This window comes from Arthrobacter sp. ZGTC412 (genome assembly GCF_002929215.1).
In the GTDB taxonomy this organism is placed as follows: domain Bacteria; phylum Actinomycetota; class Actinomycetes; order Actinomycetales; family Micrococcaceae; genus Arthrobacter.
This window is the reverse complement of sequence record NZ_PJII01000003.1, coordinates 220,500-239,447: the sequence shown is the minus strand read 5'-3', so window position 1 is coordinate 239,447 and position 18,948 is coordinate 220,500. Positions and strand designations below refer to the sequence as shown.

The window sequence follows — 18,948 nt, the reverse complement described above, 5'->3', positions numbered from 1 at the left end:
GCAATGTGCCCCACGACGGCGGCGCCCGCCAAAGCGCCACGGGCGCGGTGGAGTTTAGTTGGAGGTCCGAGTATATTCGCAACCAGGAATGACCCGGATCACACGCGAAGGAGCTTCCGGCCATGGTGCGCGAGCTTTCCCACTACGTCGGCGGCCAACACGCGTCCGGCACCTCAGGCCGTTTCAGCGACGTCTTCGACCCCTGCACGGGGGCTGTCCAGGCCCGTGTACCGCTGGCCGGTGGGGACGAGGTAACCAACGCGGTTGCTGCCGCCGCCAAGGCGCAGGAGGAATGGGCGGCCATGAACGCCCAGCGCCGCGGCCGCATCCTGCTCCGGTTCGTGGACCTGGTGAACCAGGACATGGACGGACTGGCGCGGCTGCTGTCCTCCGAACACGGCAAGACCCTCGCCGACTCCAAGGGCGACATCCAAAGGGGACTGGAAGTAGTGGAGTTCGCAGCTGCCGCCCCGCACCTGCTTAAGGGTGAGTTCTCCACAGAGGCCGGACCGGGAATCGACATCCATTCCCTGCGCCAGCCCCTGGGGGTAGTGGCAGGGATTACGCCGTTCAACTTTCCCGCCATGATTCCTTTGTGGAAGTCCGGTCCCGCCCTGGCCGCGGGCAACGCGTTCATTTTGAAGCCCTCGGAGCGGGACCCCTCCGTGCCGCTGCGTCTCGCCGAGCTCTACTCCCAGGCGGGCGTTCCGGACGGCGTATTCAACGTGCTCAACGGGGACAAGGAAGCCGTGGACGCGCTCCTTGAGGATCCCAGGGTCAAAGCCATCGGGTTTGTGGGCTCCACCCCTGTTGCCCAGTACATCTACGCCACGGCCGCAGCCCACGGCAAGCGGGCGCAGTGCTTTGGCGGCGCCAAGAACCATATGGTGGTGATGCCGGACGCAGACCTGGACCAGGCCGCGGACGCCCTCATTGGTGCCGGGTACGGCTCGGCAGGGGAGCGTTGCATGGCTGTTTCGGTGGCCGTTCCGGTTGGACCGGAAACGGCCGACCGGCTGGTGGCGAAGCTCCGGGACCGCGTAAAGGGGCTGAAAGTGGGCCACAGCCTGGACCGGGGCGCTGACTTCGGCCCCGTGGTAGCCGCCTCCGCCAAGGAACGAATAGAGGGGCTTATCCAGGCGGGTGTGGACGAAGGCGCCAGCCTCTTGGCGGATGGCCGGGGCATCACGGTGGAAGGCTACGAGGGCGGTTTCTGGGTGGGACCGACCCTCTTTGACCACGTGACGCCGGACATGGGCATTTATCGGCAGGAGATCTTCGGCCCCGTCCTCAGCGTGGTGCGGGCGGCCGATTACGATGAGGCGCTTCAGCTGTGCAGCAGGAATGAGTTCGGCAACGGCGTGGCCATCTTCACCCGTGACGGCGATGCAGCCCGCGATTTCGCCAGCCGCGTCGACGTTGGCATGGTGGGCATCAACGTCCCCATCCCGGTGCCCATCGCCTACTACACGTTCGGCGGCTGGAAGGCGTCAGGCTTCGGCGACCTGAACCAGCACGGAGGGGACGCCTTCCGTTTCTACACCAAGACCAAGACGGTCACCACCCGGTGGCCCTCAGGAATACGGCACGGAGCCAGCTTCGTGATGCCGGAAGGAAGTTGATGACGGACAGCTTGAAGAACGGTGCGGACATCCACAACGAGGTGTTGTTTGAGCGCCGCGGCCGGCTGGGGGTCATCACCCTCCACAGGCCCAAAGCCGTCAACGCCCTGACCGCCGGGATGGTGGGCGCGCTTCTGGAGCAGCTCACCGCATGGGTGGACGACGACGGCGTTGCCACGGTCCTGGTGCGGGGCGCAGGTGAAAGGGGGTTGTGCGCCGGCGGCGACATTGTGGCCATCTACGAGGAAATTCCCGCAGGTGGAGGGCAAACGGCGGACTTTTGGCAAACGGAGTACCGGGTTAATTCCCTGATTGCCCGCTACCCGAAGCCTTACGTCGCCTTGATGGATGGGCTGGTACTGGGCGGCGGCGTAGGCATCTCGGCGCACGGCTCCGTCCGGGTGGTCACCGAACGCACCCGGATGGGTATGCCGGAAACCACCATCGGGTTTGCGCCCGACGTCGGCGGGACCCTTCTCTTGTCCCGCGCACCGGGGGAGGCGGGAACCCATGCCGCGCTGACCGGCGCCCATCTCAGCGCGGCTGATGCGCTGCACCTTGGCCTCGCCGACCACTACGTCCCGTCGGACAGGCTGGACGACCTGCTGGAGGCGCTGGAAAGCGAAACCGCGGAAGCCGCCGTCGTGCGTTACACGGTAGACGCGCCGGGCTCCGCGCTCGCCGGGCAGCGTGACTGGATCGACAACTGCTACTCCTCCAACGACGCCGAGGAGATTGTCCGCCGGCTCCGCTCCTACCGTGGTGTAGACGGCGGCGGAGCCGCGGAGGCTGCCCGGGCTGCTGACACCATCGAGGCGAAGTCCCCCACGTCCGTCAAGGTCACGCTGGCCTCCCTCCGCCGGGTAAAAAACTTCACTCTTGATGAAGCCCTGGCGCAGGAATACCGGGTGGGGCTGCGGTTCCTGGAAGCACCGGATTTCCGGGAGGGCATCCGGGCGCAGGTGGTGGACAAAGACCGCGCACCCCGCTGGAATCCGCCCACCCTGGCTGAGGTGCTGCCGGAGCAGGTGGAGCGCTTTTTTGAGCCGCTGGGCCACAGAGAACTGGATTTGCAGCTAAAGGAGACGGACCATGCCTGAGAACCACACCGTTGCCTTCCTGGGCCTTGGCCATATGGGCGGCCCCATGGCGGTGAACCTGGTCAAGGCGGGGTATGCGGTAGCCGGCTTCGATGTGGTGCCTGCAGCACTGGAGGCTGCGCGCACCCATGGCGTTCCAGTCTCAGCCGACGCTGTTACAGCAGTATCCGGGGCGGACGTGGTCCTCACCATGTTTCCCAGCGGCCAGCACGTCCTCGACGCATATCAGGGAACCGACGGCGGGCGGGGACTGCTGGCAGCGGCGGCCGCCGGAACCATGTTTTTGGACTGTTCCACCATCAATGTGGAGGAAGCCCGGGAAGCAGCCAGGTTGGCCATCGAAGCAGGGCACCGCTCGGTGGATGCCCCGGTATCCGGAGGCGTGGTGGGCGCCGAAGCCGGGACCCTCACCTTTATGGTCGGCGGCGATGCGCAAGACTTCGAGGCGGTCCGGCCGCTGCTGGAGGTGATGGGCAAGCGGGTGGTGCACTGCGGCGCGCACGGGGCCGGCCAGTCTGCCAAAATTTGCAACAACCTGATCCTGGGCGCCTCCATGATCGCCGTCAGCGAGGCCTTTGTGCTCGGTGAGAAGCTGGGCCTGAGCCACCAGGCGCTGTTCGATGTGGCGTCGGCGGCGTCCGGGCAGTGCTGGGCGCTCACCACCAACTGCCCCGTGCCCGGCCCCGTCCCCGCCAGCCCGGCCAACCGCGATTACCGGCCCGGCTTCGCAGGAGCATTGATGGCTAAGGACTTGAGGCTCGCGGTCAACGCGCTGCAAAGCACCGGGGTTGCGGCCCGGGTTGGACCGCTTGCGGCCGAAATTTACGATACGTTTGCCGCGGAAGGCGGTGCTGGCCGGGACTTCTCCGCGATCATCACGGATATCCGGCACAAGTCGGACGTAAAGGACAAGGCCGACCTCCCGGACAAACCGGGGGACACGGCAGCATTGGGAAGCCGTGCGGCCGCCGGCGTTCCGCACGAGGCAGCACAGCATTCACCACATCAGGCAGCGCAGGACGACGGGAGCCCGGAATGACGGAATACACGAACATCCTTGTGGAGCAACGGGGCAGGGTGGGCCTGGTGACGTTGAACCGGCCGCAGGCGCTGAATGCCTTGAACAAAGCCACCATGGAGGAGCTCGTGTCGGCCGTGCGCGTCATGGATGCTGACCCTGGGCTGGGGGCGGTGGTCATCACCGGCTCGGGCAAGGCCTTCGCTGCCGGGGCTGACATTAAGGAGATGGCGGCCCAGGGTTACATGGACATGTACGCAGCAGACTGGTTCCGCGGCTGGGAAGACTTCACCAGGCTGCGCATACCCACGATTGCCGCAGTGTCCGGATTCGCCCTGGGCGGAGGCTGCGAACTGGCCATGATGTGCGACCTCATCATCGCTGGGGACAACGCGAAGTTCGGGCAACCGGAAATCAACCTGGGTGTGCTGCCGGGCATGGGCGGATCGCAGCGGCTCACCCGCGCGGTGGGCAAGGCCAAGGCGATGGACCTGATCCTCACCGGCAGGTTCATCGGGGCAGAGGAAGCTGACCGCTGCGGCCTCGTGTCCCGGGTGGTGCCCACCGAGGATGTGGTGGACGAGGCGATCAAGGCCGCCGAGGTGATCGCGTCCAAGTCCAAGCCCGTGACCATGGTGGCGAAAGAGGCCGTAAACGCGGCCTTCGAAACCGGGCTGGCCCAGGGCGTCCTCTTCGAACGCAGGTTGTTCCACTCCCTGTTTGCCACGGAAGACCAGAAGGAAGGGATGGCGGCGTTCACGGAGAAACGCCAGCCGGAGTTTGGGCACCGATGAGGGAGATGGACTCCCGGTAGCCGCCCGCGTCCGCGGCCGATTCCTCTGCCGCCATGCGGCGCTTCTTGACGCACGTTCAGCCGGGCCGGCCTCGTCCTGGTCACAGCCTTTACGCAGGTGCGTAAGGTAGACAGGGCAGACCAACTTTGGACGCGGACGGGGAGTTGTATGTGGGGAACGGCGGCGGATGCAGGCGGCTCAACCGATAATCTGACCGGACTTGTGGGGGTAGCCGCCCGGGGCATCGAGCAGCTGGGCGAATGGGGAGTAGGGCTCTTCACCCTTGCCGAAACCGTGGTGCCGCCCATCCCCAGCGAAGTGATCCTGCCGCTGGCCGGTTACCTCGCCCGGCAGGGGTCCTTGAACCTGGTCCTCGTTTTTGTCACCAGCACGCTGGGAGCCTATCTGGGGGCGGTGTTCCTTTACTGGCTGGGCGTCAAGCTGGGATTTGAGCGTTCCATCCGCGGCCTGTCCCGGCTGCCGTTGGTGGACCGCGAAGACTTTGAGCACGCGGCAGGCTGGTTCCGCCGCCACGGACGGTCCTCCATCTTCTTCGGCAGGTTGCTGCCAGGTGTGCGAAGCCTGATCTCTCTTCCTGCCGGGGCCTCCGCTATGCCGTTCGGCACGTTCAGCCTCTACACCCTGGCGGGCAGCGGCCTGTGGAACGGGGCGCTCCTGGGACTCGGCTACCTGCTGGGCACCCAGCATCGGATTATCGAGGAGTACTCCCGGTTCCTGAATTACGCCGTCTACGCCGCCCTGGGCGTCACGGTGGTGCTGCTCGTCGTCAGGCGCGTCAAGCGTGCCAAGGCAACACGCTGATCCTGCAGGAAGCCCCCTCCAGGAGAGCAGCGCAACCAGGGCGGCCGGTCAGGAACCGAGGAAGTCGCCGGCATTGCGGCGGAAATCCCGCAGGATCCGGATCAGCTGATCTATATCGTCCGGCTCAAACCCGGGGTCGCTGAATACCCCGGTGTTCAGTGCCGCCGTCGAACGCTTCGCCAGGGTACGGCCCTCGGCAGTGAGCTCAACCAGTGTGGTGCGGCCGTCGGTGGGATGCGGGGAGCGGCGCACCAGCCCCGCATCCTGGAGCCGGTCAACCGCGTTGGTGATGGAGGTCGGGTGGACCTGGAGCAGGGTGCTCGCCTTCTTCATCGGAAGGGAACCGTTCCTGGCGAAGCTCAGGAGCGCGAGCAGCTCATAGCGGGCGAACGTCAGCCCGAATGGCTTGAGTGTGAGTTCGATCCTGGCGAGGAGAATCTGCTGGGTCCGCATGATGGCCGTGATGGCGGCCATGGAAGCAGCGACGTCTGCCCAGCCGTGCTCTTCCCAGTTGCGGCGGGCATCAGCAATGGGATCACGGGATAGCGGAGTGCCCACAGCCAACCTTTCCGCAGGTGATGTACCTCACTCAGATGATGGACCTGTGCAATATACTAGGACATCCAATGGTTCAACAGGGCGGTTTGGCGCAGAGGGGGCGACGCGATGCACCCCCCAGCACCTGGCGCCGGGGCTCTGCCCTTTCCGGACGCTGACCTGATGTACATCGTGGACCTTCTGCCACCGGCTGAGCGTGACAGGTACTTCAGTATCCGCCGGTTCCTCCAGTCCTCCGTCCGGCAGCCCTCCATCGAGTACTGGAACCGCGAGGAGTTTCCCTTGGGCCTGCTGGCGGACATGGGAAAGCACGGCCTTGGTGCCCTCCAGTTGGATGGCAGCTCCACCCTCTTCAAGGGCCTTATGTACGTGGAACTTGCCCGGGCGGATGTCTCCCTATCTGCGCTGGCCGGGATCCACAATGAGCTGATTCTCGGCATGATCAGCCAGTTGGGGTCGGAGGAGCAGCGGGCACGGTGGCTGCCGGGCCTGAAAACCTTCCGCCACCTCGGGGCCTTCGCTTTGACGGAGCCGGACCATGGCTCTGACATTTCCGGCGGCTTGGAAACCTCAGCCAGGCTGGCGGGTGGTGAGTGGCTCCTCAATGGAGCCAAGCGCTGGATCGGCGCCGGCACCATCGCCGATTTCGCGCTCGTGTGGGCACGGGACGAGGCGGACGGGGAGATCAAGGGTTTCATCGTGGAGACTGACCGTGCCGGCTATACGGCAACGAAGATCTCCAACAAAATCGGCCTGCGGATCATGCAGAACGCCGACATCGTTCTGTCGGACGTACGCATCCCCGCTGCCAACCTGCTGCCCGGGGCCACGAGCTTCTCCCGGACGAATGAACTGCTGCGGGACTCCCGCGCCTGGGTTGGCTGGCAAGGCGCCGGGATCCAGCTCGCCGCCTTCGACATCGCCCGCGCTTACGCCCTGGACAGGCGGCAGTTCGGCAAGGAGCTGGCCCGGTTCCAGCTCGTCCAGCAGCAGCTCGCGGACATCCTGGGCAACGCTTCGGCCTCGCTGGCCCTGATGGCGCAACTGGCCCGTATCCAACAGGAGGGGAAGCTGGAGATGGCGCAGGCGGCCATGGCCAAGGCCACCATCACCCGATTGGCACGAGCCTCGGTGGCGATGGGCCGTTCACTGCTGGGCGGCAATGGCATCAGCAGCGATTATGAAATGGGCAAGCTGTTCGGTGACGCCGAAGTCCTCTACACCTACGAGGGCACCTATGAGATTAACTCGCTGATCGTGGGCAGGGCCGTCACCGGGACATCCGCTTTCCTCTAAGGTTCCGCTTTCCTCATTCCAACCGGTGCCTGACCGTTGTTCCGCAGGCCCGGCGTAGGTAGCATCAAACACTAAGCCTGCTTAGTTTTTTGGGATGTTCGTGTGAAGGGGAGCGGGAATGGGCGTCAAGAATTCGGTTGTCGTGATCACTGGCGCATCCAGCGGGATCGGGAGGGCCACCGCCCTGCGCTTCGCCGGCAAGGGGGCCCGGCTGGTCCTGGCTGCCCGCGGAGCGGAATCCCTTGAGGCCGTGGCTGCAGAATGCAGGAAACGCGGCGCGAAGGCCATCGCCGTGCCCACGGACGTAGCCGACGCGGACCAAGTGGAGGAACTGGCATCCCGTGCAGTCAAGGAGTTCGGGCGCCTGGACGTGTGGGTCAACAATGCAGCGGTGGGCGCTTTCGGGCTGGTGACCGAGATTCCCCCAAAGGACTTCCAACGGGTACTGGACATCAACATCACCGGCTACGTCAATGGCGCCCGGGCGGCCCTGACCCGTCAGTCAGCACAAGGCTCAGGCTCCCTGATCAATGTTGCATCGATTGTCGCGGCCACCCCGCTGCCCTACTCCGCCGCCTATTCCATTTCCAAGGCCGCGGTGCGTGCCCTCAGTGTCAGCCTCAGCTCGGAGCTGGCCCGCGAAGGCGTCACCGGCGTGAACGTGTGCACGGTCCTGCCAGCCACCATTGACACCCCCTTCTACCAAAACGGTGCCAACTACACCGGCCGCCGGCCCATGGCGATGCCTCCCGTCTACACGCCGGAACGGGTGGCGAAAGCGGTGGTGAAGCTCGTGGCCCACCCGCGCCGGGAAACAGTCGCGGGAGGACTTGCGGGCCGCCTCCTGCTCCTGCAGCACAAGGTCACGCCGGGCGCCGTCGAAGCTGCGACGGCCCGCCAGGTGGACAGGCGCCAGCTCTCCCGGCGGCAGTCCGCCCCAGCGACTTCCGGAAACCTTCACCAGGCGTCCCAGTCGATCCGGAAGGCATCTGTCAGCGGGGGCTGGCACGGACGTCGGCGGACCGCCCAGCGCACGTTGATGGGCGCCGCGGCTTTGGCAGGCGCAGCCGTCGCCCTGTGGAAGCGGCCGGGCTGATTGCCGTACGCAGTGCCCGGCCCCCAGATGCCGGGGGCCGCCGTCGTGCCCGGCGCTCCCTCCTAGAGGTTCCGCTCGGCGTAGACACGCAGTGCGTCACGCACGAAGCCCGCTCCTGCTTCGCCGCCGTAATTCGCGGCGAACCGCGGGTCGACAACATACATTTCCGCCAGCCCGATTACATAGCCCCTGACGTCGCCGCCGCTCTCCGAAGCAGGAGTGCCTGGGATGGAGGTCAACCAGTCGACGTGGCGCCGGGCCAGGTCCTGCGCTTCGGGGCTGTCCGCGGCAAGTCCTGATCCCGAAGCGGCGATCCAGTCGGTGCCAAGTTTTTCGGCGCGCACCTTCCACGCTCGTTTTTGTTCGGTTCCCAAGCCGCGCCACCAGGCGTCGCTTGTGGCGTAGGCCTCCTTGCCCCAGCGTTGCTCCACCTCGTCCTTGTATTCGGTGTGGTCGAAGCCATCAAACATTTTTCCGGCCATGAGTTCGCCTCCTCCTTTCACTGTTGCGATTGTGTGCTGGACGGACAGAACCTGCCGGGAAAGCCGCTCCTGCTCCTGCCGGAGCCAGTCCAAGTGGCGGCTGAGTGCTTTGACGGCGTCCGTCTCGTGTTGGAAAACCTCGGAAATGGCCGACAGCCCCAGCCCGAGTCCCCTGAGCAGGAGGATCCGCTGCAGCTGCAGGAGGGCTGCGCCGTTGTAGTAGCGGTAGCCGTTACTCCCAACGCGGCTGGGCTTCAGCAGCCCGATGTCGTCGTAGTGGCGCAGGGTCCGGCTTGTTGTGCCTGCCATCCTTGCAACATCCTGGATGGACCAGTCCATGCCTGCCTCAGCTCCGATTGCTTCCATGCTCCGAGCGTAGGGGCTGACGCAGCGTCAAGGTCAAGCAGGTGTTCCGGGGTATTTATGGCGCAGTTGCCGTTTTTGGGGCGAGCGCGTCCGGGCCTGAGCGACGAGGCGCGTGAAAGCGAAGATGAAGGCCGCCTCGATGAGGACCATCAGCGCCACAAGCAGCCACTGTTCCTCGGCAACAAAAACAACGCACCCTGCCAGTGCCAGTATGGTTCCAAGCACCAAAGCGTAGACGGCAAATCCGACGGCGACGCGCGCGCTGCGGACTCCGGTCCGGAAACCGAAACCGTGTGGTTCCCCGCCGGGCTGCCCCGGGACGCGGTCCGGCCCGGCAGGTGGAAGCGTGTCGAACTCCTCCCACGGATCCTTCTCTGCGTCGTTGCCCGGGACATTGCCCGGGTGTTGTCCGGTCATAGTCCAATTATCCCAGCACCCTGCAGGGAAAGGGAGCCGGGACGGGGAACCGGAAAGCGAGCAGGGAAAGGGAGCCGGAAGGGCGGGACTGGAACGGCAGCCAAAGTTGAGGGCGGGGTGCAGTGGACACAAAAACAGCGGCCCCTCCAACTGATGTTGGTGGGGCCGCTGCCGTGGCGGGTTCCTCCTTGCAAGTGCGGGAGGGAAGCCGAAGCCTTAGAGCGGGCGGATGTTTTCCGCCTGCGGGCCCTTGGGGCCCTGGGTCACATCGAATTCAACCTTCTGGTTCTCATCGAGTGAGCGGTATCCGCTGCTGGAGATTGCGGAGTAGTGGGCGAAAACGTCAGCGGACCCGTCATCGGGGGCAATGAAGCCAAAACCCTTTTCGGCGTTGAACCATTTAACTGTGCCTGTTGCCATGGCTGCATTCCTTCGTGTGACTCTGATTCTCTCCCCGGGCCATCGGCCCGAGGTGCGCGGAGAACGTCCCCCGCAGTCCCCAACGTACGGGGCGGACGCCATCCTTGCAAGGGTATTGGCCAAAAGTGTTGTCAGCGCATGCCCTCACGGCGGATTGCGGTGGCAATGGCAGCTGCCCTGGTGTCCACTCCTAGCTTGGCGTAAATATGCGCCAGGTGGGTCTTGACCGTGGCCTCAGAGATGAAGAGCCGCTTTCCGAGTTCCCGGTTACTCAGGCCCTGCGTCAGGAGGCTGAGTAGTTCGGCTTCGCGCGGGGTCAGGATCTCGTCGGGGTTCCGCAGCTGCTGGAAAAGCCGGGATGCGACGGGCGCGCTCATCACGCTCTTGCCTTGGACCGCCCCGCGGATGGCCGCGAAAATCTCGTCAGGTGCCGCGTCCTTCAGGAGGTATCCCATGGCACCGGCGTCCACTGCCCGCACTATGTCCGCATCTGAGTCGTACGTGGTGAAAACCAGGATGGCCTGGCTATGGTTACGCTCGCGGATAAGCCGAATGGCCTCGATCCCGTCCATGCCCGCGCCCATCGCGAGGTCCATGACCACTACCGCGACGGCGTCGTGTTCCAGGCGTTGCAGGGCCTCCTCACCGGATGCTGCTTCAGCGACCACGGCCATATCAGGCTGGGTGCCCAGCAGGGCGCGCAGGCCGCTTCTCACCACCAGGTGGTCATCGACCAGCAGCACTGTGATGACGCTCATGCAGACTCTTCCGGCCCTGCAGGCTGATGAGGTTCTTCCGGCGCGGGCAGCTGGGCTGCCACGATGGTCCCGTCGCCGGGTGCACTTTCCACTGAGAAAACGCCGCCCAGCTGCTCCACCCGCTGCCGCATGGCACGCAGTCCGTACCCTCCCGCATCCGACGGCGGTGCTGCCGCCGCGGGATCGAAGCCAGCGCCGTCGTCGTGGACATCGAGGGTGACGGCGTCGGGAAGGTAGCTCAGGGTCAGTGTGGCGGTGGCGGCGCCCGCGTGGAGCACGATGTTTGATGCTGCACTTTGGACTAGCCGCAGCAGGGCATGGCGGACATCCGGCGGCACGGGCCGCAGTTCACCGGTGACCAGGAGCCTGGCGTCCGGGACGTACTGCCGTGCAGCGAAAAGCAGGGCATCAGGCAAGGGTGACGCGTCCAGTCCGGGGGAGGCAAGTTCATGGACCAGGCTGCGGGTTTCGGACAGGTTGACCCGCAGCAAAGCGGTGGCCTGGGCGAGTTCGGCTTGGGCTGCAGGGCCCGGCCACGCCCTGCCGGCCGCTTCCAGCAGGAGCAGGCTGCTGGCCAGCCCCTGGGTCACGGTGTCGTGGATTTCCCGGGAAACACGCTCCCGCTCGGCAATGGTTCCCGCCCGGCGTTCACTGGCCGCGAGCTGTCCTTGCGCGAGGGAGACTTCCGCGTGCAGGCGCCGCTGTTCCTCGGCGTCGTGCTGGATTTTGTCGTAGATCAAGGTCAGCATCACGCCGACGGCGAGCGGGCCGAGGAGCATGGCAAGGTCGGTGCCGCTGCTCAGCCGGAACAAACCTGCGGCGGTAGCAGCAGCAGTGGCTCCTGCCGCTGCATACGCGGCCGCACCGCTCAGTGCACTGCGGCAGAGGAAGAAGAGTGCGAACGAGCACCAGGCAAAGCTCGGAGCCGCGATGACCAGGACCGCCCACACCGCAACCAAAGTGAACACCCACGGCGCCCCCGGCTTCCCGCGTGACGCAAGGACGGCCACGATGAAGTACAGCAGGCAGGCGGCTGCAGCAAGGGCCAGGACCAGGACATTGTCCGCGGGGCTGTGCCGCATCACGTAGCGGACCAGGGACGCCACCAGCAGGACCGCAAAACCAAGATGCACTGCTGCGTCAATGGTGCCGAAGCGGGCGCCGGCGTTGTTCGTGGCCGCGGTGGTTCCATTCAAAGCCGTCCCGGCCGGGCCGGTCCCGCCGGCAGCGGTTGAGTCAGGGACGGATGTGGCCTGTGCGGCGTTGGCTCGGGTAGGCATGGGAATTCCGGTTCCGGTGGGGAATGCTACCCACCAATGCTATGGCCCCCGCCCTTGCTCCGTCTCTCACCCTTTTGGCTGATACGGCTGGCTTATTGGGGCAGGGCGGTTCCGCCAAAGGCCCGATGGCAGGAACCCGGGGTCCCGGAAGGATTGGAGCGTACGCCCCTCCCAACGCTTGTTTGGGGCTCCGAGCAAAGGAAACAGCATGAAAAAGTCCACAAAAGTTCTTGCCGCTGCAGCCGCAGGCGCGCTCGCCCTCACCGCCGGTGTAACGGCTGCCGCGAATGCCGGCCCTGCTCCAACTGCCGGCCCTGCTGCTGATATCCAGCCGGTTCCGGAGAACCTGGTGCAGCAAAACCGCATCTCGGTTGGCGCCTCTGCCAAGGCAGTGCAGGCAGCGCTGGCCACATGCCAGGCGGACAAACTGCCGTTCGTGACGGTAGCGGTCGTGGACCGTTTCGGGACGGTACAGGCGCTGCTGCGGGGCGACAACGCGGCCGAGCACACCATTGAGGCAGCCCAGCAGAAGGCTTACACCGCAGCCGCCTTTGGCGCCCCCACCAGCGAGCTGGCCAAGCGGATCAACGGCTCCGGCCCCAGCATCGCCGATCTCCCCGGCACCCTCTTCCTTGCCGGCGGCGTCCCGCTGAAGGTGAACGGGGTTTCGGTGGCCGGCATTGGCGTCGGCGGCGCTCCCGACGGCGCGCTTGATGAAGCCTGTGCTGCAGCAGGTGCGGAGACCATCGCAGGTGCCGGTGCCACTAAGTAGGCTAGGCGCATGAGGTGGTTCGGGGCCCTGTTTCTGGTCCTCTGCTTGTCCATGTCGATAACAGCGTGCCAGGGTCCGGGGGAGCCAGGGGAACCGCGGCCGGCGTCCCCTCCGGCGTCGGTCCCGGCCAGCCCCGACGCCCGGCCGTCCGCCGCGGATCCGGCATCACCCGCGCCTTCTTCCAAGCCGCCGGCACCTGTGAGCACGCGTCCTGCGCTCTCCGCCGAAGCGCAGGCACAGCTTGACCGGGAGCTGATCGTCGCCGCCAAAGCCAACAACGTTCCGTTGGCCAGCGAACTGATTCAGCGAGGCGGCAACGTGAACGCCAAGGACGCCATCCAGGATTCGGCCTTCCTCTATGCGGGCGCCGAAGGATTCAATGAGGTGCTTCGGCTGACGTTGGCCGCGGGGGCAGACGTCGCCAGCACCAACCGCTACGGCGGAACAGCCCTTATCCCGGCCAGCGAACACGGCCACGTGGAGACGGTACAAATCCTTGTCGACGCCGGAGTGCCCGTGAACCACGTCAATAACCTCGGCTGGACTGCAATGCAGGAAGCCATCCTGCTGAACAGCGGCGGGCCCAGGCAGCAGGAAGTGGTGCGCCTGCTCCTGGCCGCGGGCGCCGATCCGAACATCAGGGATGCGGAGGGACGGACGGCGTTGCAGAACGCCGAACGGCTGGGCTTCGCGGAGATCGCGGCCATGCTCCGAGGCCGGGGCTGACCTCGCGACACCACCCCCGCTGGAGTTCCCCACCTTTTGCCGGAAAGTACGTCGGCGCGCCGCACTTTGGGTGCGGCGCACCGACGTCGTGGTTGAAAGGTGGGAAAACCCAGCTACGCTACACGGCCTCGAGGACGCTGACGTAGTTGGCGATGCCCACGCCGCCCATGTTCTGGACTGCGGCACGTCGCGGGTTGGCAAGCTGCATGCCGCCCGCGGTTCCGGTCAGCTGCATGGCGGCGATGACGTGCTGCGAGACGCCGGTCGCTCCCACTGGATGGCCCTTGGCCTTCAGGCCTCCGGACACGTTGATGGGCAGCTTGCCGTCCTTGTACACCCAGCCTTCCTCGATGGCTTGGGCGCCCTGGCCCGGTTCGGTCAGGCCCATCGCCTCGTACATCAGCAGTTCGGCGATGGTGAAGCAGTCATGAACCTCGGCGAAGTCGAGGCCCTCCAGCCCGATGCCGGCCATTTCCAGCGCGCGCTGCCAGGACACCCGGGTGGCGTTGAAGGCAACCGGATCCCGGCGGGATGCCGGGAAGAAGTCGTTGGCGTGGCCAAAGCCGGCAAGCCGCACCGGGGAAGTGGCACCACCGGTCGGCGAGGTGGACAGCACGACGGCGGCGGCGCCGTCCGACACGGGGGAGCAGTCGGTGCGGCGCAGCGGATCGGCCACCATCGGGTTCTTGTCAGAGACCGTGCGGCAGAACTCCTCGCCAAGGTCCTTTCGAAGCTGGGCGTACGGGTTGTCCACGCCGTTGCGGTGGTTCTTCGCCGCGATGCTGCCCAGGACGTCACCCAGGTTTCCGGCGCCGTAACGCTTCCCGTAGTGCTTGGCCACCTCGGCAAAGAGTCCGGTGAAACCGGTGGTGGATGCCTTACCGGCCATGTCGTAGTCGGCGCCCAGCAGGCCTGCACCTACAACGTCGGCGCCCGCGTGGGTCATCTTTTCCGCGCCGATCACCAGAACCGTTTTCGCCGTGCCGGCCAGTAGGGACTTGGTGCCCTGCTGGAATGCCGCGGAGCCGGAGGCGCAGGCGTTCTCCACCCGTGTGGCGGGAACGTTCGCCAGATCGTGGGAGACCTGTAGCGCCAGCGACGACGGAAATGCCAGCGGCATCATCCCGGAGTTGAATTGGCCCAGGTAGATTTCGTCGATCTGGCCCGGCTCGATGCCGGAGTTGGCGATGGCCTCGGTGGCCACCTGGAGGATCAGGGACTCCAGGGTCTCCTCCGTCAGCTTGCCGAAGCGGCTGTGCCCCCAGCCGGTCAGCAGGACATCCTTGCCGAACTGTTCCTGAAGGCTCATGCCCGGGCCCCTTCGAGGGCAGCTGCCGCCGGTTCCGGTTCGTCCAGGGCAACGGTGAACTCTGCCTCCGTCTTTTCGCGGATTTCCTCAACTGTGACCCCTTGCGCCAAGCGGGTGAGCGTGAGCTGCCGCCCGCCGCCGTCGTTCTTCACGAGGTCAAAGACCGCGACGTCGCTGATGATGCGGTCAACCACCGCAAGGCCGGTCAGGGGAAGCGTGCACTCCCGCACGATCTTGGCGCTGCCGTCCTTGGCGTTGTGCTCGGTGAGGACCACCACGCGCGGGGTCCCGGCCACGAGGTCCATAGCCCCGCCCATTCCCTTGACCATCTTGCCGGGGATGGTCCAGTTGGCGAGGTCGCCGCTGCCGGAAACCTGCATGGCTCCCAGGATGGCAACCTTGACGTGCCCGCCCCGGATCATGCCGAAGGACGTGGCGGAGTCGAAGATGCTTCCGCCGGGCAACACCGTGACGGTCTGCTTGCCGGCGTTGATGAGGTCGGCGTCCTCCTCGCCCTCGTAGGGGAAGGGTCCCATGCCCAGGAGGCCGTTTTCGCTTTGCAGCACAACCCGGACGCCAGCGGGCAGGTTGTTGGCCACGAGCGTGGGGATCCCGATGCCAAGGTTTACGTAGTCGCCGTCGTTCAGTTCTTCGGCCGCGATGGCAGCCATTTCATCCCTGGTCCAGGCCATGGGGTTCTCCTTGGGTTCGTGGTGGTTAGGCCGGTACGGGCGCGGCATTGCGGGAGGCGGCCGGCCGGACGGTGCGCTGTTCGATGTCCTTGACCCGGTCCTTCGCCTGGACCAGGCGCTGGACAAACACTCCCGGCGTGACGATGTGGTTCGGATCTAGCTCGCCCGGTTCCACGACCACCTCGGCTTCCGCGATGGTGAGGAGCCCCGCCGTCGCAACAACCGGGTTGAAGTTCCTGGCGGTGTAGCGGTAGACCAGGTTGCCGTCCGTGTCAGCGGTATGCGCGTGGACCAGCGCGACGTCGGCCCGGATGGCGCGCTCCTGGACGTACGTTTCGCCGTCGAACACCTCGTGCGGCTTGCCTTCTGCAACCAGGGTGCCCACGCCGGTTTTGGTGTAGAAGGCAGGGATGCCGGCGCCGCCGGCCCGGAGCCGCTCGGCAAGCGTGCCCTGTGGGGTGAACTCCACCTCCAGCTTGCCGGCGAGGTACTGCTTGGCGAAGAGCTTGTTTTCGCCCACGTAGCTGGCAATCACCTTGCGGACCTGACCGGCTTCGATCAGGATGCCCAGGCCCTTGCCGTCCACACCCATGTTGTTCGAGACCACCGTCAGGTCCTTGATCCCCGAATCACGGACGGCCTCGATCAGGTCCGCGGGGATGCCGCTCAGGCCGAACCCGCCGACGGCAAGCGTGATGCCGTCCTGCAGTGCCTCCTCCAGGGCGACGGCGGCTGATGGCTGAAGTTTGGACATGGGGCCTCCTCGTTGAGATTCCCGCAGCGGTTGGTCCATCTTGTGGACGCGGGCTCTGAAAATGGACACTACGGGCGGCGAAGAAGCGCTGTCAAGACCGGAAATTGCTGAATAAGAGAGGAGTTCTACAGTGTGGACGATAGGATTATTGAAGTCCATAATCTGGATACCGTAGGAGGGAAAATGACTAGTTCGCCGGTACAGGGCGCCCAGGTAGTCAGCCGCATCGCCGGGCTGCTGCGGCTCGTGGGACGCAGTGCGGAGGGGATGCAGTTGTCCGCGCTGGTGAGGGAATCGGGCCTTACCCGGCCCACTGTCCACCGGCTGCTTTCCTCCCTCGCGTCGGAAGGACTGCTGGATCACGACGCCGGCAGCGGCAACTGGGTGCTGGGCCCGGAAATGCTCCTGATGGGATCAGTGGCAGCTGCCCGATTTCCGCTTGAGGACATTGCCCGGCCCAGCCTCCGCAGGCTTGCCGAGGCCACCGGTGAAAGTGCCTTCTTTTCCATCCGCCGGGGTTCGGAGACGGTATGCCTGCTGCGCGAGGAGGGAAGCTTTCCGGTCCGGTCCTTTGTGCTGCACGAGGGCGTGCGCTTCCCGCTGGGTGTTGCCTCTGCAGGGACTGCGATCATGGCTTTCCTGCCCGAGCCCGAGCAGGAGGAGCTGCTGCACAGCTGGGCGGAGCACGCGGGTGCTTTCGCCGCAGCGCACACACAAGAACTGGTCCGGGCCAACCTCGCCCAGACCAGGCAGGCTGGCTACTCGGTGAATCCCGGGCTGGTGCTGGAGGGCAGTTGGGGGATGGGCGCCGCGGTGTTCGACGCGTCGGGCAGGCCCGCGTGGGCGCTTTCCCTCACGGGGATAGAGCCACGCTTCAAGCCCGAGCGGCAGGAAGAGCTGGGCAACCTCCTGATGGCCGAGGCGCACCGCATCACCCAGCAGCTGGGTGGGGACGGAAAAGGCCGGCGGGGCCGCTGAGTCTCCCCGGCTTTGCCCTGGAATAACGACGGCGCGCCGCCCTTTCGGTGCGACGCGCCGTCGTGCTTCCCCAAAGGTGGGGATATTCAGCGCTTGAGGACTTGCCCGGCGGAACTACAGCCCGGCGCGCGCTTCTTCTGGGCCCTGGTGCTTCCACCAGGTGTCAAAGATGGTCACGGGGACGGTGCGCTTGTGCCGGGTCCGCAGGTACTTTTCTTCGATCAGCTCAGCCACGGACTCTGAAACGTCCCGGCCCTCCAGGTAATCGTCGATCTGGTCGTAGCTCAGGCCCAGCTCATCCTCGTCGGTGCGGCCCGGCTTACCATCCAGCAGGTCCGCCGTGGGCACCTTTTCCCAGACGCGGGCGGGCGCGCCGAGCTCGGCCAGCAGGGCGCGGTTCTGCCTCTTGTTCAGGCCAAACAGCGGAAGGATGTCCGCGCCGCCGTCGCCGTACTTGGTGAAAAAGCCGGTAACGGATTCAGCGCCGTGGTCGGTGCCGAGGACCAGGTAGTTGTGCTCTCCGGCCAGGGCGTACTGTGCGATCATGCGGGTGCGTGCCTTGGTGTTGCCCTTATGGAAGTCGGAAATTTCCGAGCCCACCGTCTTTTCGAACTCGTCCTCGAAGCCGTCCACGGCGGCCGAGATGTTGAACGTCCACTCTGTCTTGGGTTGGATGAAGTCCAGGGCAGCCTGGGCGTCCTCCTCGTCGTGCTGGACGCCATAGGGCAGCCGCACGGCCACGAAGTTTACGTCCACGCCCTCGGCCTCAAGTTCCTCGACCGCCAACTGGGCCAGCTTTCCGGCCAGGGACGAGTCCAGGCCGCCTGAAATGCCCAGGACAAAGCCCTTGGTGTGGGTGGCTTTCAGGTAGTCCTTCAAGAATGTGACGCGCTTGCGCACCTCCCCGGCGGGGTCGATCCGGGGCTGGACGCCCATTTCCTCAATGATCCTGGCCTGGAGTTCGCGCATATGGTCCAGCCTAACCAGCGGTGTCAATGAGCCCCAAGCATCCACACCGGCCCGCCCCCACTAAACTGGAGTCCATGACTTCCCCCAGTGACACTGCAGTAGAACCTGCAGCCGCCCGCGCCCGCCTGCTGGAACTGATCAAGGAACTCGCCGTGGTCCGCGGCAAGGTAATCCTTTCCAGCGGAGCCGAAGCCGATTACTACATCGACCTCCGCCGCATCACCCTGCACCACGAGGCCTCCAAGCTCGTGGGCCAGGTAATGCTGGCCCTGGCGGACGACGCCGGAATCGACTTTGAGTGCGCGGGCGGACTCACCATGGGCGCCGACCCCGTGGGTACCGCCGTGATGCACGCTGCGGTGGACGCCGGCCGGACGGTTGACGCGTTTGTGGTCCGCAAGGCCCAGAAGTCCTACGGCATGGGCCGCCAGGTGGAGGGCCCGTCCGTGGAGGGCCGCAAGGTCCTGGTTCTCGAGGACACCTCCACCACGGGCGGTTCGGCGCTGACCGCAGTAGAGGGAGTCCGGAAGGCCGGTGGCAACGTGGTCGCCGTCGCCGTCATTGTGGACCGAAACACCGGTGCCAAGGAAAAGATCGAAGCGGAGACGGGGGTTCCCTACCTGTTCGCGTTCGGCAAGGACGAGCTCGGGCTGTCGTAGCCACGTTTGCCCAGGCAGCCGGGGCGTGCGTGCCCCGGTTGCTTTTTGGTTCAGACTTTG

At 65.7% G+C, this 18,948-nt stretch carries 21 protein-coding genes; 11 read left to right on the top strand and 10 right to left on the bottom strand.

Annotated features, from left to right (window positions below; genetic code table 11):
* Positions 1-122: 122 nt before the first annotated feature.
* The 5 genes from CXQ88_RS06065 to CXQ88_RS06045 all read left to right on the top strand — a co-directional run bounded on the left by CXQ88_RS06065 (position 123) and on the right by CXQ88_RS06045 (position 5,356).
* Positions 123-1,622 (top strand): CoA-acylating methylmalonate-semialdehyde dehydrogenase, encoded by a 1,500-nt coding sequence (locus CXQ88_RS06065; RefSeq protein WP_104043254.1) that lies wholly within the window; start codon positions 123-125, stop codon positions 1,620-1,622.
* A complete protein-coding gene (locus CXQ88_RS06060; RefSeq protein WP_104043253.1) occupies positions 1,622-2,722 on the top strand; it encodes an enoyl-CoA hydratase/isomerase family protein in 1,101 nt (366 codons plus the stop codon). The genes CXQ88_RS06065 and CXQ88_RS06060 overlap by 1 nt, the downstream gene beginning before the upstream one ends.
* Positions 2,715-3,761 carry a 3-hydroxyisobutyrate dehydrogenase gene (gene mmsB / locus CXQ88_RS06055; RefSeq protein WP_104043252.1) on the top strand — a complete coding sequence of 349 codons (1,047 nt, stop codon included), beginning with the start codon at positions 2,715-2,717 and terminating at the stop codon, positions 3,759-3,761. The genes CXQ88_RS06060 and mmsB overlap by 8 nt, the downstream gene beginning before the upstream one ends.
* On the top strand, positions 3,758-4,534 hold the full coding sequence (locus CXQ88_RS06050) for an enoyl-CoA hydratase (RefSeq protein WP_104043251.1): 777 nt from the start codon (positions 3,758-3,760) through the stop codon (positions 4,532-4,534). The genes mmsB and CXQ88_RS06050 overlap by 4 nt, the downstream gene beginning before the upstream one ends.
* Before the next feature lie 168 nt (positions 4,535-4,702).
* A complete protein-coding gene (locus CXQ88_RS06045) occupies positions 4,703-5,356 on the top strand; it encodes a DedA family protein (protein ID WP_104043250.1) in 654 nt (217 codons plus the stop codon).
* A 48-nt stretch (positions 5,357-5,404) separates the two neighbouring features.
* Here CXQ88_RS06045 and CXQ88_RS06040 read toward each other — a convergent pair whose 3' ends face one another.
* Positions 5,405-5,914 carry a MarR family winged helix-turn-helix transcriptional regulator gene (locus CXQ88_RS06040; RefSeq protein WP_104043249.1) on the bottom strand — a complete coding sequence of 170 codons (510 nt, stop codon included), beginning with the start codon at positions 5,912-5,914 and terminating at the stop codon, positions 5,405-5,407.
* 108 nt (positions 5,915-6,022) lie between these two features.
* On the opposite strand from CXQ88_RS06040, the gene CXQ88_RS06035 reads away from it, so the two are divergent.
* Complete coding sequence (locus CXQ88_RS06035) at positions 6,023-7,210, top strand: acyl-CoA dehydrogenase family protein (protein WP_104043248.1); 1,188 nt, start codon at positions 6,023-6,025, stop codon at positions 7,208-7,210.
* A 118-nt stretch (positions 7,211-7,328) separates the two neighbouring features.
* A complete protein-coding gene (locus tag CXQ88_RS06030) occupies positions 7,329-8,306 on the top strand; it encodes an SDR family oxidoreductase (protein ID WP_104043247.1) in 978 nt (325 codons plus the stop codon).
* A gap of 62 nt (positions 8,307-8,368) precedes the next feature.
* Here the strand turns inward: CXQ88_RS06030 and CXQ88_RS06025 are convergent, their stop codons facing one another.
* The 5 genes from CXQ88_RS06025 to CXQ88_RS06005 form a co-directional block, all read right to left on the bottom strand.
* The gene (locus CXQ88_RS06025) at positions 8,369-9,127 is read right to left on the bottom strand and encodes a MerR family transcriptional regulator (protein ID WP_104043396.1); all 759 of its coding nucleotides are present in this window, start codon (positions 9,125-9,127) and stop codon (positions 8,369-8,371) included.
* Between the two features lie 60 nt (positions 9,128-9,187).
* Entirely contained in the window at positions 9,188-9,571 is a 384-nt protein-coding gene (locus CXQ88_RS06020) for a hypothetical protein (RefSeq protein WP_104043246.1), read from the bottom strand.
* 216 nt (positions 9,572-9,787) lie between these two features.
* Positions 9,788-9,991: a cold-shock protein gene (locus tag CXQ88_RS06015; RefSeq protein WP_069950491.1), complete on the bottom strand. Its 204-nt coding sequence runs from the start codon at positions 9,989-9,991 to the stop codon at positions 9,788-9,790.
* A gap of 131 nt (positions 9,992-10,122) precedes the next feature.
* Positions 10,123-10,749, bottom strand: coding sequence for a response regulator (locus CXQ88_RS06010; RefSeq protein WP_104043245.1), 627 nt, complete (start codon positions 10,747-10,749; stop codon positions 10,123-10,125).
* Positions 10,746-12,029 carry a sensor histidine kinase gene (locus tag CXQ88_RS06005; RefSeq protein ID WP_104043244.1) on the bottom strand — a complete coding sequence of 428 codons (1,284 nt, stop codon included), beginning with the start codon at positions 12,027-12,029 and terminating at the stop codon, positions 10,746-10,748. The genes CXQ88_RS06010 and CXQ88_RS06005 overlap by 4 nt, the downstream gene beginning before the upstream one ends.
* 208 nt (positions 12,030-12,237) lie before the next feature.
* Between CXQ88_RS06005 and CXQ88_RS06000 the strand changes: the two genes are divergently transcribed.
* A complete protein-coding gene (locus CXQ88_RS06000) occupies positions 12,238-12,801 on the top strand; it encodes a GlcG/HbpS family heme-binding protein (protein WP_104043243.1) in 564 nt (187 codons plus the stop codon).
* A gap of 198 nt (positions 12,802-12,999) precedes the next feature.
* Positions 13,000-13,527, top strand: a complete 528-nt coding sequence (locus CXQ88_RS05995) for an ankyrin repeat domain-containing protein (protein WP_373637709.1) — start codon at positions 13,000-13,002, stop codon at positions 13,525-13,527.
* Positions 13,528-13,645: 118 nt separating this feature from the next.
* On the opposite strand, the gene CXQ88_RS05990 is transcribed toward CXQ88_RS05995, so the two are convergent.
* From CXQ88_RS05990 to CXQ88_RS05980, 3 genes are read right to left on the bottom strand one after another with little or no spacing between them, the layout of a single operon-like run.
* Positions 13,646-14,836 carry an acetyl-CoA acetyltransferase gene (locus tag CXQ88_RS05990; protein ID WP_104043242.1) on the bottom strand — a complete coding sequence of 397 codons (1,191 nt, stop codon included), beginning with the start codon at positions 14,834-14,836 and terminating at the stop codon, positions 13,646-13,648.
* A complete protein-coding gene (locus CXQ88_RS05985; RefSeq protein ID WP_104043241.1) occupies positions 14,833-15,528 on the bottom strand; it encodes a 3-oxoacid CoA-transferase subunit B in 696 nt (231 codons plus the stop codon). The genes CXQ88_RS05990 and CXQ88_RS05985 overlap by 4 nt, the downstream gene beginning before the upstream one ends.
* Before the next feature lie 25 nt (positions 15,529-15,553).
* Entirely contained in the window at positions 15,554-16,282 is a 729-nt protein-coding gene (locus CXQ88_RS05980; RefSeq protein ID WP_104043240.1) for a CoA transferase subunit A, read from the bottom strand.
* Positions 16,283-16,465: 183 nt separating this feature from the next.
* Here CXQ88_RS05980 and CXQ88_RS05975 point away from each other — a divergent pair, with 183 nt between their 5' ends.
* Positions 16,466-17,260, top strand: a complete 795-nt coding sequence (locus CXQ88_RS05975) for an IclR family transcriptional regulator (protein WP_104043239.1) — start codon at positions 16,466-16,468, stop codon at positions 17,258-17,260.
* A 114-nt stretch (positions 17,261-17,374) separates the two neighbouring features.
* Here CXQ88_RS05975 and nadE read toward each other — a convergent pair whose 3' ends face one another.
* Positions 17,375-18,229 (bottom strand): ammonia-dependent NAD(+) synthetase, encoded by an 855-nt coding sequence (nadE, locus tag CXQ88_RS05970; protein ID WP_104043238.1) that lies wholly within the window; start codon positions 18,227-18,229, stop codon positions 17,375-17,377.
* 74 nt (positions 18,230-18,303) lie between these two features.
* Between nadE and pyrE the strand changes: the two genes are divergently transcribed.
* A complete protein-coding gene (gene pyrE, locus CXQ88_RS05965; protein ID WP_104043237.1) occupies positions 18,304-18,888 on the top strand; it encodes an orotate phosphoribosyltransferase in 585 nt (194 codons plus the stop codon).
* Positions 18,889-18,948 lie beyond the last annotated feature (60 nt).